This window comes from Brachybacterium halotolerans subsp. kimchii (assembly GCF_020792675.1).
In the GTDB taxonomy this organism is placed as follows: domain Bacteria; phylum Actinomycetota; class Actinomycetes; order Actinomycetales; family Dermabacteraceae; genus Brachybacterium; species Brachybacterium halotolerans.
The window spans coordinates 11823-27320 of the sequence record NZ_CP086254.1 but is presented as its reverse complement, the minus strand read 5'-3'; the positions used below and the strand labels follow the sequence as shown (position 1 = coordinate 27320).

Sequence of the window (15498 nt, the reverse complement as noted above, 5' to 3'; positions counted from 1 at the left end):
CGGAAGAGCGCGTACACGGCTCCGAGAGCGACCAACAGCCCCAGAACGAAGCCCAGCACCCCCGGCGGCTGCCGAAATTAGATTCAGAGCCACCGCGACCCCCTCCAGTTCCGCTGTGCAACATGCCCAAGAAGCAACGTCTAGCCCCTCTTGACCTTGCATGTCTAGGGGGTCTAGACTAGCCTCATGGTGAAGCCGATGAAGTACCGAGACCTCGCGAAGCTGCTACGCGGCGCCGGGTTCACGGCGCGCGAGGGCAAGGGCGATCACGAGGTGTGGACCGCACCCGGCGGACACCGGGTGGTCATCACCCAGTCCCGCGAGGTCTCCCCGGGTCTCGTGGCCAAGGCACTGAGGGCGATCAACGCGAAGGAGGATGACCGATGAGCACGGTGACTGCAACGTTCGAGCGCTGGGCGCATGGATGGGAGCTGACCATAGAGGGCGAGGACGAGGTGAGCACGCAGAGCGTCACGCTCTCCAAGGCCCGCCAGCAGGTCCGCGACTACCTGGACACCATCACCCCCGAGGTGGACCACAGTCAGTGGGCAGTGGTCCTCAAGCCCGCGACGGACAGTGCGCTGGCCGACCGCGTGAGCACGGCCCGCCAGGCCACCCAGGAAGCGGCAGCTTCCCAGGAACGCGCGGCCCGTGAGACCCGCGAGCTCGTGGCCGCGCTGGCAGCCCAGGGCTTCAACGGCTCGGACATCGCCGCCGTCCTCGACGTCTCCCGCGCACGCGCCGGGCAGCTGCTCCACGAGGCTGGTGCCCGCACGCAGAGTGCCGCCTGACTCGGAGAGTCGATGAGGGCTGAGCGCGCGGGGAGCCGTACCCGGCGGGCCCTTCCCCGACGTGGCGGCGTCGGCCGCGCGCAAGCATGCCGGTCCCGGGTCTGTGGTCTCGTCGACGGGGAGACGCAGGGGTGAGTCTTCGTGTCGAGGTCGGGCGTCACCGTCGACCAGGGTTCGCCTGCCGCACGGCATCTTGCCAGTAAGGGTCCGGTCGGCCGCGGCCGCTTGTGAGCGTTGCTCCTTGGAGGTGCACACGCGCTGTGACCCACGCGAGGACGTAAGCCTCGGCGGTCTCGAGATGCTCGATCCAGGCGTCGACCGTGAGGTCCAGCGTGTCCCCTCCGGCAGTGACGCGCACGGTGTCGGCGGGGAGCTCCACGTCGCGGTGGCTGTGCGTGAAGGTCACAGGGGTCCCGCCGTCCACGGTCCGCCTGTACCCGGAGACGACGCGCTCGACGGCGCTCAGCAGATCCTCGTAGGCGAAGTAGCGGGGATAGCGGTCGCGCAGGTTCATGCGATCAGTGTGCGGCACCAGCCGGACAGACTCGGAGTCGATGAGGGCTGGGCGCGCGGGGAGCCGTACCCGGCGGGCCCGTCCCCGACGTGGCGGCGTCGGCCGCGCGCGGGCATGCCGGTCCGGGGCCTGTGGTCCCGTGGGGCGTCGTTGAGGGGAGTGGCACGTTGAGGTGGCGCTGGAGCGCCTGAAGGCGAGGCGGAGCCGATACTGGCAGGTGTGATGACTGCTTACGCTCGCGTCGCTCTCGAAGTCGATTACTCCGATGTCCCTGTCCGTGACCGCGATATTTCCGAGTTCGAGCATGCGACCGTCAGCGGTGAGGTCGAGACCTGGGAAGATGCACAAGCGGCATGTGCGATTCCCGAGGGCGCGCAGGTCCTGTTCTGGGCTCGCTGGCCAATTTGAAGTCTCACCACAGTGGCAGTTGGTGACGGTCGGCGTAGGGCAGCCCCTCATTCTGCGCGTCTTTGAGGTTACGTCCCGAGAGGGCTGCATCGCGGATCGCTTCTGCCCGCTTTCTGGCTCCTCGCGTATCACGCAGAGGTGAGCCGAGAGTGTGTCTGCGGGCGTCCCATTCGGCTCGATTCTTCTTCGTGGTGGACGCCGAGAGGTGGGCGGGTTGCTGGCAGAGCGGGTTGTCGCATTCGTGACCAACGACGGGAGGAACCGGCTCCCCGGGGTGAGCGAGGGCCCATCCGAACCGCTGTGCGATCACCACTTTGCCGTTGCGGATCCAGAATCTGCCGTGTCCCCGGCCGGATATCGCCCCGGTCCACCACCAGCATTCCGATTCGGGATCGGGCGTGATCTTCGCGAAGTAGCGGGCGATCACGCGCGGATCCTTCACGGCTTCATCGAGAACGTCCGGGAACTCTTCCATGCCGTCTCATCGCCCTCGCGCGCGCGTGCGCGACGACTGCTAGAAGCGTCCGCGCGGGGCCGGTTGCGCGATGAACAGGTGAGCACTATCGAAGGAGTTGGCATGGCCGAGAACATCACTGTCTGGTCCGCTGGTGCGGCGTGCGTTCAGTGCACCCAGACGAAGCGTCAGTTCGTGAAGGCGGGCGTCGATTTCACGGAGCGTGATCTCGAGGATGCCCCCGACGATCTGAGGCAGCGCATGAAGGACGAGGGATTCACGAGCGCACCTGTCGTCGTCACCGACGCGCACGGCGCGTGGGCCGGGTTCAACCCCGGCAAGATCAAGGAGGTCGTCGCTTCCCTGACGGATTCTGCGAGTGCTTCCCCGACGACGGCCACACCGAGCATCACGCAGTTATCTGCAGCATCACCCGCACATGTTCCCCGCATGTGAATCACGCAGGCTCGAGAAGCCCATTCTCTCCACGGGAGGGGGTGGGCTTCTCGCATTCCCGGCGGCCCTGGCGCCCGCCGTCCCACTGACGGGGAGGGTGCTGGCACTGAGCGAGTGCCAGCGTGGTTGCGAGGGCAGGGCGAGGGACCCGTGTTCCCCGTGGGGGAACCACCCACGACCCCGCACCCGCACCGACCCACACCCCACCCCCAGGTCTCACCTCCCACAGGCTTCACCGGACCCGACGGACTCCCACTCAGCAGACCGAGAACGCGAGCACCACACCCACCAGAGGACTCACGAGCCCCCGACGAGAACCACCCACATCAGCACCTAACACCACGACGCCACGAGACAGGACGAGACCCCATCACGAACACCGCAGGCCGACCCACATCACCAACGAGTCAGGGACACGGAGTCTTAGCAGTAGAAGTAAACGGCCCACGGACCTCTGGCACCAATGCTGTAGGGGCCCTACTAGAACCGCCGCGCTCCACGGGCCCGGCCGCGATGGTGGGGCATGAGCACTGATGACTCGACCTCGCCCCGGGCGCGGCGACCTGCATGCGAGCACTGCGGGCAGGAGCGACCCGTCGGCGCCGTGCGCTACTGCTCCGCCCGGTGCCGCAAGGCCGCTCAGATGGCCAGGTATCGCGCCCGCCAGAAGGGCGAGGGCACGCCCACTCCCCCGCCGGTCCGCATCGCCTCTCGCGCGCAGATCGCGGAGCAGCTGACCCGACCCCAGGGGGCAGTCTCCAGCGCCGTCGAGCTGGAGCTCCAGGCAGCTCGGGCACGCCTGGCGACGCTCGCCGCGCAGGAGGCCCAGGCCCGTACCGAAGCACGCGAAGCACGAAAGGACAATGCGCGCCTGCGCAGCGATCTGCAGCGAACCGTGCGAGATGCGCAGTTCGTTTCCACCGCCTTCGTGAGAACTCTGGTCACACACAATCTCGAAACGACAGTCGGTGCGCGCATCCGAGAGCGCGTCACGACATGGCTTCCCGACGGAGAAAACCCATGGCGATGAACACCACCCGCATCAGCAGCGTGGAATATCTGCAGAACACAGTCGCCAAGGCGGACATGTCCTCGTCGGCATCGGTGGCAGCAAAGGGACTCACCGCCTACTACACCGATCACGGGAATCCTCCCGGGCGGTGGATTGGCGCTGGCGCGACTGCAGCGGGCATTCCCCTGGGTGGCTCTATTGGCTCCAACGAAGCCATCGCCTTGTGGCAGAAGTTTCGACACCCGGAAACAGGCGTGGTGTTAGGTAAGCCGCCGCGAGGTACATCGCGCGCTAATCATTCGTCCGATGTGAATCAGCTTGCTGAATCCACAGCGCAGGCGCGGCGCGATGTCGCTGGATTCGATCTGACGTTCACCATCCCCAAGGATGCGAGCATCCTCTGGGCGCTCTCGGATACGTCCATTCAGTCCACCATTGCGCAATGCCACGATTGGGCTGTCGCGGAGACGATCCGTCAGATGGAGACTCGAGTGCTCCAAACGCGCGCCGGACACGGCGGAGTTGCGGCCGTGGGAGCCCAGGGCGTTCTGGCCGGAAAGTGGGATCACTGGGATTCGCGCGACGGTGACCCACACCTGCATTCCCACGTCGTGATCTCCAACCGGGTGCAGCGCGCGAGCGACGGAAAATGGGTCACGCTGGACTCTCGGTCCCTCTTCAAATCGACCGTGGCGCTGTCGGAGCTGCACCAGAACCTCTTCATGGACGAGATGCACCGCACTCTCGGCGTGGAGTGGGCGGAACGCGCACAGGTCGCTTCCCGCGCCGTTGTTCCCGAAATCGTGGGCATGGACGAGCAGGTCCGGGACATGTTCTCCACGCGCCGGAATACCATCCGCCAGGCTCTCGCGGGAAGCGTCGACGAGTTCGTGCAGAAGTATGGGCGCGACCCATCCCCGACGGAGCGCCGCGAAATCAAGAACGCAGCCTGGCGGGCGACTCGGAAGGCGAAGAAGGAAGCGGGCGATCCCCTCCCCGACCGGTGTGCGCAGTGGCGCGAGGAGACGTCTGCGCGCGGCCACGACACCGCCGCCCTGGTCGCCGCCTGCCTGCACCGCTCGAACGATCCCGACCTCGATCAGGCGGGCCTGGCGAGCGTCACCGAGGTGCTCGCGGCACTCACCGCCGGGTCGATGGGCGACGCGCAGGAGACGAGCGACACCGCCCGAATCGCGCGCCTGGCCGCATCGTTCACGGACGATCTGACCGCCGCCCGTTCCACCTGGAGCGTGGCCAACGTGCGCGCGGAGGTTGAGCGCACCCTGCGTCTCGTGCGCACCGACTCTCCCGAGGTCCGCGCGGAGGCCGTCGACCTCATCTGCGAGGCCGTCCTCTCCCACTGCATCGAGATCACCCCCGCGCGTTACCGCATCGACACGGACGACCCACGCGTGGCTCTGCGCGGCCGCGCCGTCTTCGACGACATCAACCGGTCCGTGTTCACCAGCCACAGCGCACTCCACCGCGAGCAGGTCCTCCTCGCAGCGCTGACCACGCCCGGCGCGATTGCCTCCCCTCCGCCGGAGACCGTCGATGCCCTGGTCGATGCGATCAACGACGCCCAGCGCGCCACCAAGGGGTATGCCCTGGCCCCGGACCAGGACGCAGCTGTGCGCGCGATCCTGCGCGACGACGCCCGCATGTCTGTCCTCATCGGCCCCGCGGGCACCGGCAAAACCACCACCATGTCCGCGCTGCGATCCGCGTGGGAGAGTGCGCACCCCGGGACGCACGTGGTGGGACTGACGACCAGCGCCCAGGCAGCACACGTGCTCTCGGATGAGATCGACGCCCCCGCCCACACGATCGCGAAGTGGCTGCACGAGACCACACGGGGGAACGCACGCCGCGCCGAGGAGATCACCCGCGCGCACGCTCTCCTCGCGCGCATGCCCCACGAGGCGTCCGCCGAGCGGGGGCGCCTGCGCCGCCAGATCGCTCGGCTGCAGGCACAGTCCGCGACATGGGCCATGCACCCCGGCCAGCTGATCATCGTCGACGAGGCTTCCATGAGCTCCACTCCGCACCTGCTCGCCCTCACCCAGCAGGCCGAGGCAGCCGGAGCGAAGGTCCTCGCCGTCGGCGATCACCGCCAGCTCGACGCTGTGGAAGCAGGCGGGGCGCTCGCACTCCTCGCCCAGAGCGACCGCGCCCTCGAGCTCTCCAGCGTATGGCGCTTCCACGACGACCCCACCGCGAGCGACCCCAAGTGGGAGGCCAAGGCCTCCCTCACCCTCCGCCAGGTCCGTGACGAGGACGAGGCCGCGGATCTGGTGTCCCTGTACAGCTCTCACGAGCGGATCACCACCGGCGCCGACGAGAACATGATCGACCAGGCGTACACCGCGACCCGTGACGCCCTCGCGACCGGTGAGACCACGGCGATCGTGATCGCCGCGACCAACGACGTCGTGGGAGATCTCAACGCCCGCTTCCAGAGCGACCGTATCGAGGCAGGGCAGGTCGACGTCTCCCGCGCCACTCCCCTACGGGACGGCTTCTCCGCCGGGATCGGTGACCGGGTGCTCGCGCGCACGAACGACCGGACCCTCACCGACGATCACGGGGACTTCATCCGCAACGGCTCCCTGATGACCGTCACCGACGTCGGTCCCGACGGCAGTCTCATCGCCACTCGTGACGGCACCGACGCACACGTCACCATCCCCGCCGGCTATTGCTCCGCGTCCATGGAACTGGGGTACGCGACGACCGCGCACCGCTCCCAGGGCGTGACCGTCGACGAGGCCCGCCTCGTCCTCCCCACGACAGACTCGGTGCCCGCCGAGCTGCTGTATGTCGGCATGACCCGCGGCCGCTCCACGAACAAGGTGTACGTGGGCGAGGACCCCGACGCCCGCGAGAACGCCGCCAGCACCTCGCCAGGCCACCTCATCGCCACGCCCGAGGCGCCGACCGCCCTCGGTCGCCTCGCGGCGATGATGACCACGACCGGCGCTGAGCAGTCCGCCACCGCAACCCTCGACGAGTCCCGCGAGGCCCGCAACACCCTCGACCACCTCGTGGCGGAGCACGAATACCTCGTCTCCCTCGCCCCCACTACTGATCTCCTCGCCCGCGTCTGCCAGACGCACGGCCTGGATTCGCTGGAAGTGGAGACCTCCGTGGTCGCCCCGTCGCTCGCGGCCGCGTGGACCACAGCCCAGGCGCTCAGCCCCCGCGCGGCCGAGGACGCGCTCACCTCAGGGCTGTTCAGCCGCGAGGACGAGAGCGACGCCGACGAAGCACTCGGCATCCTCACCCACCGGCTGCGCCAGGTAACCGCCGACGGCACCGGCCCCGGGCTGCTCCACGGCATCACCCCACCTCTGCCCGAGACCACCGATGACGAGGTGCGGGGTCTCGACGCGCTGGTCCTCGACCGCCTCGCGTCCCGCGTTCGGACCATTACGCAGCGCGCCGCACGCTCCAACTGGGGATCAGACCTACCCGACTACCTCCGAACGCGCGTGGCGATCTACCGCGACCTTCACGACGTGCGCACCCAGAGCGCGCTCGGACCGCCGCCGCCGAAGTGGGACACCCGTGCGCGGGCCGATTACTGGGGCCTTCACCGCGAACTCGAGCACCGCATCACCACTCCAGCCTCAGGTTCCATCGTCCCACCTGGGCTGGATCGAAGGTCTGGCCCTCTTCCAACGCCCCCTCGACTGATACCGGCTCAGGAACGTGGCCCTCGCTGGGGCCCTCGGCGGTGATTCGAATCGCCGCCTTCACCACTGCTTGATGGTGGTGACCGGTGTTCCAGTACGAGCGCCCGGTTTCCCATACAAAGGAGTAGAGATGCAGATTGCCGCCGTCAAGGTGCGGGTCGGCGGGCCTATGACACTGAAGAGCCAGCTCGAGTTCGCCTCTGCTCACGTCGACGTCTGCCCGGACAGCTACGAGCCCCGCAGGTCTGAGTGCGCGTTTCGCGCCTTCGTCGGGACGACTGCTTCGACAAGGTGACAAGCAGGGTCAGCCGATAGGTCAGCATCTACTGTATGATCATTACATGCTGACCATTGCCTCGAGATTGGATGCCATGAACCGGCTCGGTCGCGCCATGGCAGATCCGACCCGTTCGCGCATCCTGCTATCCCTGCTCGACGAACCGGGCTACCCGGCGAGGCTCGCCCACGAGCTAGAGCTCACGCGCACCAACGTATCCAACCACCTGGCCTGCCTGCGCGGGTGCGGGATCGTCGTCGCCGAGCCCGAGGGACGCCAGACGCGCTACGAGATCGCCGATCCGCACATCGCCGCCGCGCTCACTGCGCTGGTCGACGTCACGCTGGCGGTCGACGAGAGCAAGCCGTGCATGGACCCGCAGTGCACAGTGCCGGGATGCTGCGCCGCCTGCGAGGAGGAGGCGAAGTGGGCGACGAGTGCTGCGGCGTCGACGAGCCGCGTCGTGAGGCAAGGACGACGAAGACGGCGTCAGCTCGATCCGTCGTGATCAGCAGAGGCCCGACTGTGACGGGCGATGCCTGCTGCGGCTCTATCGACTCAACTCCCGAAGCATCAACGGTCGAAGAGGGCGACGCGTGCTGCGGGCCGTCCGAATCGCCCCGCGACGAGCACGAGGACATGCCCCCGTGGTGGCGCGACCGCGCTCTCGCCCTACCTGTTGCCTCCGGCCTGTTGTGGGCGACTGGGCTGGTCTTGGAGGTGACAGGGCTCGGGGCCCCGGCGCTGGTCTCCTTCGGCCTAGGGCTCGCGGCCGGGGCGTGGACGTTCGCGCCCGGCACCATGAAGCGTCTGTTCACCGCCAGGGGTCGTGCGCGTCTGGGCGTTGGCCTGCTGATGACCATCGCCGCCGTCGGGGCGGTGCTGCTCGGCCACGTGGGCGAGGCCGCGGTGCTCACATTCCTGTTCTCCCTCGCAGAAACGCTCGAGGACCGCGCGATGGACCGCGCCAAAGAGGGGCTGCGCGCGCTGCTCGCGTTGGTACCCCAGACTGCGCGGGTCTCGCGGCGGGGTAGCGCCTTCGACGTCCCCGTGGTGGACCTCCGCGAGCTCGACCTGCTCCTTGTCGGCGCGGGCGAGCGAGTCGCGACCGACGGCATCGTCGCCGAGGGACACTCGAGCGTCGACACCTCTGCCGTCACCGGGGAATCGATCCCGGTCGAGGTCGGCCCGGGCGACCCAGTACCGGCAGGTGCAGTCAATGGGGCTGGCTCGCTCCTGGTCGAAGCCACGGCGGACGGCCGCGACAACTCGCTGACCCAAATCGTCGCGCTCGTCGAGCAGGCCCATGCTCGAAAGGGTGAGCGTGCTCGGCTGGCCGACAGGATCGCCCGCCCCCTAGTGCCGGTCGTCCTCGTCGTCGCCGGCGTGGTCGCTTTGTTCGGCGTGCTCGTCGGCGACCCGTCGACGTGGATCGAGCGGGCCCTCGTCGTGCTTGTGGCTGCCTCGCCGTGCGCGATGGCCATCGCCGTGCCGGTCACCGTCATAAGCGCCATCGGCGCCGCCTCGAAGTTCGGCGTCGTCATCAAGTCGGGAGCAGCGTTCGAGCAGTTTGGAACCGTCCGTACGGTCGCATTCGACAAGACCGGCACGCTCACGCAGGGCCGCCCGCAGGCGACAGAGGTTCGCACGGCGGCAGGATTCGATCGCGCACAGGTCCTCGCCTGGGCCGCTGCGCTCGAAGCGAGCAGCACCCATCCCCTGGCGTCCGCGATCACCGCCGCCGCCCCCGACGCCCCAGCGGCAGAGGCAGTGACCGAAGAGGCCGGGCACGGACTCATTGGCCGCGGCGACGGCCGCGCGGTCAGGGTCGGTAGGCCTCGCTGGCTCGACCCCGCGGGTTTGCGTCGAGACTCCGATGAGCTGGCCGAGGCGGGCATGACTGTCGTCGTGGTCGAAGCGGACGGCGAGACCGCGGGCCTGATCGGCGTACGCGACGAGCTGCGGCCCGAGGCGGCGGAAACCGTGCGGATGCTCCACGACCAAGGCATCGGCACAGTCATGCTCACAGGCGACGACGCCCGCACCGCCCGCGCCCTGGCAGCTCAGGCGGGGATCGACGACGTGCGCGCCGAGCAACTCCCGGCCGACAAAGCCGCAGCGATCACGCAGCTGACAGCATCGGGGCCGACGGCGATGGTCGGCGACGGCATCAACGACGCCCCCGCGCTGGCCACGGCGACCGTGGGTATCGCGATGGGTGCGACGGGCTCCGCGGCAGCCGTGGAGTCCGCCGACATCGCCTTCACCGGCCACGACCTCAGGCTGATCCCTGTCGCCTTTGCCCATGCCCGCCGTGGACGGAGGATCATGACGGCCAACATCGCGCTGGCGCTGGCGATCATCATCGTGCTGTTCCCGCTCGCACTGTTCGGGGTGCTCGGACTTGCCGAAGTCGTGCTCGTTCACGAGATTGCCGAGGTTCTCGTCATCCTGAACGGCGTCGGAGCAGCCCGCAAACGGGCGCTCCCGGACTCCGTGAGAGGGGTCGACACGGGCGCGGCGTGGACGCAGTAACTCACAGCTCTCGTTCTCTCGTCAGAAGTCCCAGTCGTCGTCGCTGGTGTGCTCGGCCTTGCCGATGACATAGCTGGAGCCGGAGCCGCTGAAGAAGTCGTGGTTCTCGTCGGCGCTGGGAGCCAGAGCGGCGAGGATCTCGGGACTGACCGTCGTCTCGTCAGCGCCGAACCGGGCGGGATAGCCGAGGTTCATGAGGGCCTTGTTCGCGTTGTAGCGCACGAAGGCGGCGACGTCGTCCATGAGGCCGAGGGGCTCGTAGAGCTCGCCGGAGTAGGCGAGCTCGAGCTCGTAGAGCTCTTCGAGCAGATCGAACGTGAACTCCCGCATCTCGTCTCGGCGGTCGGGGTGCGACTCGAGGCCGCGCTGGTACTTGTAGCCGGAGTAGTAGCCGTGGACGGCCTTGTCCCGCAGGATGAGCCGGATCATGTCCGCGGTGTTGGTCAGGGTGGCATGCACGGAGAAATGCAGCGGCAGGTAGAAGCCGGCGTAGAGCAGCAGCGAGGACAGCAGGGTCGAGGAGACCTTCCGCTTGAGCGGATCAGGTCCGTAGTAGTGATGGAGCACCTTCTTGCACCGCTCCTGCAGCAGATCGTTGCCGATCGCCCATCGGTACGCGTCGTCGATCTCGCGCGTGCTTGTCAGCGTCGAGAACACTGAGGAGTACGAGCGCGCGTGGACGGACTGCATGAACGCAATGTTGGTGTAGACGGCCTCTTCGTGGTCGGTGCGCGCGTCCTGGATCTGGCAGATCTCGCCGACGGTGGCCTGCACGGTGTCCAGCATGGTGAGCCCGGTGAACACCCGCATGGTGAGGGTGCGCTCGTGCGGTGCGAGCGCCTGCCAGGCCTGCTGGTCGTTGGACAGCGGCACCTTCTCCGGCAGCCAGAAGTTCGCGGTCAGCCGGTTCCAGATCTCGAGGTCCTTCTCGTCGCCCACGCGGTTCCAGTTGATCGGCCGCAGCCGGGCCAGGGGGTCGCGGCGGTATCCGGGCGGGGTGATGGAGGATCCGAGCGCCGGCGAGGTGATGGTCATGCTGTTCTCCTGTGTTCGTCCTGCATGTGATTGGTTCTGGCTGTCCTCTGCCAGAAGGGGTCAAGGCCTGCGTTCACGCGCTCGACGTCGCGCTGGGTGCCCAGCAGCTCGAACCTGTAGAGCTCCGGGACGTCGCACTTGCGCGAGATGACGGGCCCGGCGAGGCAGTAGTGCTCGCCGAAGTTGGTGTTGCCCGCGGTGATCACCCCACGCAGCAGCGCGCGGTTCGCGGGGTCGTTGAGGAAGGTGATGACCTGCTTGGGAACCGCTCCGGCCCGCTCGCCGCCGCCGTACGTGGGAACGATGAGCACGAACGGTCGGCACACGCGGATCACGCCTTCCACGCGGGGGCGCAGAGGGATCCGCACCGCGGGTCGATCCAGCCGCTGGACAAAGCGAAGCGTGTTCTCCGAGATGCTGGAGAAGAACACCAGGCTCGGCGACTCCTGCGGTGCCAGCTCTCGGATCGGGAAGCTCGATGGGGAGCTTCGTGCGGTCGTCGCCATACTTCTCTCCTCTCCTGCGGCCTGGCCCACGCCCGGCTCACTCAACCCCAGATGTTGTGTCGCATCTGCCCTAGCTCCAGCACATCTAGTAGTACCAGCGAATCGGCGCGCCGTCACTACGCCACGCCGCTGTTGCAACTACGCCATGGCGAACAATAGAGTCTGAGCTGACGATGTGCACCTGAAGGGCGCAGGGGATGAGAGGACAAGGATTTGCCGATGCATGCACGAGGACGATGGAAGACGGTGCTCGGCGCAGTGGCCGCGAGCGCGGCGCTCGCGCTCTCCGGATGCTCCGGAGGAGCCACAGGGACGAGCTCCGCGGACGGGGAGAAGCCCGTGGTGCTGACGACATTCACGGTGCTGGAGGACATCGCGGAGAACGTCGGCGGCGAGGATCTCGTGGTGGAGTCGATCACGAAGCCGGGTGCAGAGATCCACGGCTACGAGCCGACCCCGGGGGACATCAGGAAGGCCTCGGACGCGGACCTGATCCTGGACAACGGTCTGAATCTCGAAGTGTGGTTCGGACAGTTCGTGGAGGAGGCCGACGTGCCCCACGTCGTGGTGTCCGAAGGTATCGAGCCGATCGACATCACAGAGGATGCCTATGCCGGCAAGCCCAACCCGCATGCCTGGATGAGCCCGAAGAATGTGCAGACCTACGTCGACAACATGGTGGAGGCCTTCAGCGGCCTCGATCCGGAGCACGCGGAGGACTATGAGAAGAACGGCGAGACATACAAGCGACAGCTCCAGGATGTCCAGGACAGCCTGACGGACGAACTCGCCGAGCTCCCGAAGAACCAACGTGCGCTGGTGTCCTGCGAGGGCGCGTTCTCCTACCTCGCCCGGGACGCTGGACTGACCGAGAAGTACATCTGGCCCGTCAACGCCGAGCAGCAGGCCACTCCGCAGCAGATCACCTCGGTGATCGAGTTCGTGCAGGAGAACGACGTCCCCGCCGTGTTCTGCGAATCCACCGTGTCTGACAAGCCCATGCAGCAGGTCGTCAGCGCGACCGACGCGAGCTTCGGCGGAACCCTCTACGTCGACTCGCTCTCCGAGGGAGACGGTCCGGTCCCCACCTACCTGGACCTGATCCGTCACGATGCAGACACGATCACCACGGGACTGGCGGGGGAGGCTGCGTGACCGCGGCGATCGAGGTCTCAGAGCTCACCGTGCACTACGGCGACGTGGCCGCTCTCGCCGACGTGTCCCTCAACGTGCACTCGGGCCGCGTAACCGGCCTGATCGGAATGAACGGTTCTGGCAAGTCCACGCTGTTCAAAACGATCACGGGGATGGTCCGGCCCGATCGAGGCAGCGTCACCCTGGACGGCGAGTCACCGGCGAGGGCTCGACAACGCGGGCTCATCGGTTACGTGCCGCAGAGCGAGGACGTCGACTGGGCCTTCCCCGTCTCGGTGCGCGACGTAGTGATGATGGGCCGTTACGGCCATCAGGGCCACGCCCGCCGCGCCCGCCCCGCGGACCGCGCTGCGGTCGACGACGCACTCGATCGTGTGGGGCTCACCGCGTACGCCGATCGGCAGATCGGTCAGCTCTCCGGAGGTCAGAAGAAGCGCGCCTTCGTCGCCCGTGGAATCGCCCAGGACGCTCGGATCATGCTCCTAGACGAACCCTTCGCCGGAGTCGACAAGCGCAGCGAGGCCACCATCGTCCGCCTGCTCCGCGAGCTCGCCGACGACGACCGCACGATCCTGGTCTCCACCCACGACCTCCACGCCCTCCCGCAGTTGGCCGACGAGGCAGTGCTCCTGCTGCAGAAGATCCTCTTCCACGGCCCCGTGTCCGAGGCCCTGATGCCAGAGCGGCTCGCCCTCGCCTTCGGCCTGGACGTGCTCGCCCCGGAGGACGCCGCATGAACCCACTGGACTGGATCCTCGAGCCCCTGCAGTACGACTTCATGACCCGAGCCCTGGTCACCACTGTCATCGCGGCCGTGGTCTGTGCGTTGTTGTCGTGCTGGCTCGTCCTCGTCGGATGGTCGCTGATGGGCGACGCTGTCTCCCACGCCGTGCTTCCAGGTGTCGGCCTCGCCTACATCGTCGGTGCACCCTTCGCCGTCGGCGCGGTCGTGTTCGGCTTCCTCGCGGTCGGCTTGATCGGCCTGGTGCGAGGGACGAGCAGAGTCAAGGAGGACGCCGCCATCGGCATAGTCTTCACCACCCTGTTCGGTCTCGGGCTGATCCTCATCTCCGTCACGCCCAGCCAGACCGACCTGAACCACATCATCTTCGGCAACATCCTCGGCATCTCTCCGGCGGACCTTCTTCAGGTCGGAATCCTCGCCGCGGTCGCCTTCGCAGTCCTGGTCGTCAAGCGCCGCGACCTCACCCTCTACGCCTTCGACCCCACCCACGCCCACGCCATCGGACTGAGCCCTCGCCTCCTCGGCGCACTCCTGCTCGGCCTGCTCGCGCTGACCGCCGTCGTCGCCCTGCAGGTCGTGGGCGTGATCCTGGTCGTGGCGATGCTCATCATTCCTGGAGCCACCGCCTATCTGCTCACCGACCGATTCAGCCGGATGCTCCTCATTGCACCCGTCCTCTCCGCTGCCTGCTCCGTGACCGGCATCTACCTCAGCTACTGGCTGGACGCTTCACCCGGCGGGCTCGTGGTGGTCGCGCAGGGCAGCGCGTTCGCGATCGTCTACCTCTTCGCCCCGCGACACGGGCTGCTCGTCAATCGCCTTAGGACATGTCGCCCTCGCCAACACGCAGCCATTAGCACCCGTGAAGATCAGACGGGAGCGGCTGAGACGTAGAGCGCATCGGTCGCCGAGCGCCCCAGAGGCGCAGAATCACCGGAGTCTTCCACACTCACCTCCAGGGAATCGGAGAAAGGCGCCCCCTCTCCGACCTCGAGGACGGCACCCACCCCGACACCTCGGGCTTCGAAGAACCGCAGCAATGCGGGATCCGCGTCGGAAATCCGCTCCACGATCAAACGGCCAGCCGCACCGACTTCCGTGAGACGCCGCGCCTCGGGAATGCTCACCGTGCCATCGGCTGCGGGGATCGGATCGCCGTGGGGATCACGTGCGGGGCGACCGAGCACCTCGTCGATCCTCTCCACCATGAAATCCGACACCGCGTGCTCGAGAGTCTCTGCCTCATCGTGCACCTGATCCCACCGATAGCCCAGAGTCTCCACCAGGAACGTCTCGATCAGGCGATGCCGCCGCACCATTTCCAACGCGTGCCCGCGCCCCGAATCGGTCAGCTCCACCGACCCGTACCGCGCGTGGGTCAGCAAGCCCTGATCGGCGAGTCGGCGCACCGCATCCGAGACGGACGACAACTTCAGGTCCATACGCTGCGCGATCAGCGTCGGAGTAACCGGGTCACCGCTCCACTCCGTCAGTCCCCAGATCGCCTTCACGTAGTTCTGGGCACTCGCGGACAGCTCGCTGACAGACATGTCACGAGAATAGCTGCGAAGGCTCCTTATCGGCGACACGCCCAGCTAAGTCGCGCGAAGTTTGGGTGTGCGGACCCCAAAGAGGCGTGAGTAGAGCGTTCAACGGTCGGCCGCGACACGTCGGCGACGAGCCCCGACAACGACGGCCGCACCCGACTACTTCCCACACGACACACGGGCAACTGCGGAGGTTTCGGTGTCCACGACGTGGCAGATTTCGTCTGGGATGGCACACGGTCGCCTATTTGGGTGGGACACAAGCATGGAGGAGGAGCCCCTGGCCGATCAGCTCGTCTTCGCGTGGGGAATCCCAGCTCAGTTGCTGGAAATGGCCTGGGAGCGATGGAATGAACTCCGCGTTGTCG

At 67.3% G+C, this 15498-nt stretch carries 15 protein-coding genes and 1 pseudogene; 11 read left to right on the top strand and 5 right to left on the bottom strand.

Annotated features, from left to right (window positions below):
- Positions 1-186: 186 nt before the first annotated feature.
- Positions 187-387 (top strand): type II toxin-antitoxin system HicA family toxin, encoded by a 201-nt coding sequence (locus tag Bra3105_RS00110; RefSeq protein ID WP_228358104.1) that lies wholly within the window; start codon positions 187-189, stop codon positions 385-387.
- Positions 384-791: an antitoxin HicB gene (locus Bra3105_RS00105; protein ID WP_228358103.1), complete on the top strand. Its 408-nt coding sequence runs from the start codon at positions 384-386 to the stop codon at positions 789-791. The genes Bra3105_RS00110 and Bra3105_RS00105 overlap by 4 nt, the downstream gene beginning before the upstream one ends.
- Positions 792-948: 157 nt before the next feature.
- Here Bra3105_RS00105 and Bra3105_RS00100 read toward each other — a convergent pair whose 3' ends face one another.
- Positions 949-1305: a hypothetical protein gene (locus Bra3105_RS00100; protein WP_228358102.1), complete on the bottom strand. Its 357-nt coding sequence runs from the start codon at positions 1303-1305 to the stop codon at positions 949-951.
- 219 nt (positions 1306-1524) lie between these two features.
- Here Bra3105_RS00100 and Bra3105_RS00095 point away from each other — a divergent pair, with 219 nt between their 5' ends.
- Positions 1525-1713, top strand: a complete 189-nt coding sequence (locus Bra3105_RS00095; RefSeq protein WP_228358101.1) for a hypothetical protein — start codon at positions 1525-1527, stop codon at positions 1711-1713.
- Positions 1714-1717: 4 nt separating this feature from the next.
- Here Bra3105_RS00095 and Bra3105_RS00090 read toward each other — a convergent pair whose 3' ends face one another.
- A complete protein-coding gene (locus Bra3105_RS00090; RefSeq protein WP_228358100.1) occupies positions 1718-2188 on the bottom strand; it encodes a hypothetical protein in 471 nt (156 codons plus the stop codon).
- A 102-nt stretch (positions 2189-2290) separates the two neighbouring features.
- On the opposite strand from Bra3105_RS00090, the gene Bra3105_RS00085 reads away from it, so the two are divergent.
- The 5 genes and pseudogenes from Bra3105_RS00085 (at position 2291) to Bra3105_RS00065 (ending at position 10142) form a co-directional block, all read left to right on the top strand.
- A complete protein-coding gene (locus Bra3105_RS00085) occupies positions 2291-2623 on the top strand; it encodes a glutaredoxin family protein (protein ID WP_228358099.1) in 333 nt (110 codons plus the stop codon).
- A gap of 523 nt (positions 2624-3146) precedes the next feature.
- Positions 3147-3653 carry a hypothetical protein gene (locus tag Bra3105_RS00080; RefSeq protein WP_228358098.1) on the top strand — a complete coding sequence of 169 codons (507 nt, stop codon included), beginning with the start codon at positions 3147-3149 and terminating at the stop codon, positions 3651-3653.
- Complete coding sequence (gene mobF / locus Bra3105_RS00075; protein ID WP_228358097.1) at positions 3644-7375, top strand: MobF family relaxase; 3732 nt, start codon at positions 3644-3646, stop codon at positions 7373-7375. The genes Bra3105_RS00080 and mobF overlap by 10 nt, the downstream gene beginning before the upstream one ends.
- Before the next feature lie 296 nt (positions 7376-7671).
- Positions 7672-8010: pseudogene (gene cmtR, locus Bra3105_RS00070) on the top strand (Cd(II)/Pb(II)-sensing metalloregulatory transcriptional regulator CmtR); the annotation flags it as partial.
- Positions 8011-8246: 236 nt separating this feature from the next.
- Positions 8247-10142, top strand: a complete 1896-nt coding sequence (locus tag Bra3105_RS00065) for a heavy metal translocating P-type ATPase (protein ID WP_228359690.1) — start codon at positions 8247-8249, stop codon at positions 10140-10142.
- Between the two features lie 21 nt (positions 10143-10163).
- On the opposite strand, the gene nrdF is transcribed toward Bra3105_RS00065, so the two are convergent.
- A complete protein-coding gene (nrdF, locus tag Bra3105_RS00060; RefSeq protein WP_228358095.1) occupies positions 10164-11177 on the bottom strand; it encodes a class 1b ribonucleoside-diphosphate reductase subunit beta in 1014 nt (337 codons plus the stop codon).
- Complete coding sequence (nrdI, locus tag Bra3105_RS00055; protein WP_228358094.1) at positions 11174-11683, bottom strand: class Ib ribonucleoside-diphosphate reductase assembly flavoprotein NrdI; 510 nt, start codon at positions 11681-11683, stop codon at positions 11174-11176. The genes nrdF and nrdI overlap by 4 nt, the downstream gene beginning before the upstream one ends.
- 219 nt (positions 11684-11902) lie before the next feature.
- Here nrdI and Bra3105_RS00050 point away from each other — a divergent pair, with 219 nt between their 5' ends.
- From Bra3105_RS00050 to Bra3105_RS00040, 3 genes are read left to right on the top strand one after another with little or no spacing between them, the layout of a single operon-like run.
- Positions 11903-12838: a metal ABC transporter substrate-binding protein gene (locus Bra3105_RS00050; RefSeq protein ID WP_228358093.1), complete on the top strand. Its 936-nt coding sequence runs from the start codon at positions 11903-11905 to the stop codon at positions 12836-12838.
- Positions 12835-13575, top strand: a complete 741-nt coding sequence (locus Bra3105_RS00045) for a metal ABC transporter ATP-binding protein (protein WP_228358092.1) — start codon at positions 12835-12837, stop codon at positions 13573-13575. Before Bra3105_RS00050 ends, Bra3105_RS00045 begins: the two co-directional genes overlap by 4 nt.
- A complete protein-coding gene (locus Bra3105_RS00040) occupies positions 13572-14477 on the top strand; it encodes a metal ABC transporter permease (protein WP_228358091.1) in 906 nt (301 codons plus the stop codon). Before Bra3105_RS00045 ends, Bra3105_RS00040 begins: the two co-directional genes overlap by 4 nt.
- Here the strand turns inward: Bra3105_RS00040 and Bra3105_RS00035 are convergent.
- Positions 14453-15133, bottom strand: a complete 681-nt coding sequence (locus Bra3105_RS00035) for a metal-dependent transcriptional regulator (RefSeq protein ID WP_228358090.1) — start codon at positions 15131-15133, stop codon at positions 14453-14455. The genes Bra3105_RS00040 and Bra3105_RS00035 overlap by 25 nt on opposite strands.
- Between the last annotated feature and the right edge of the window lie 365 nt (positions 15134-15498).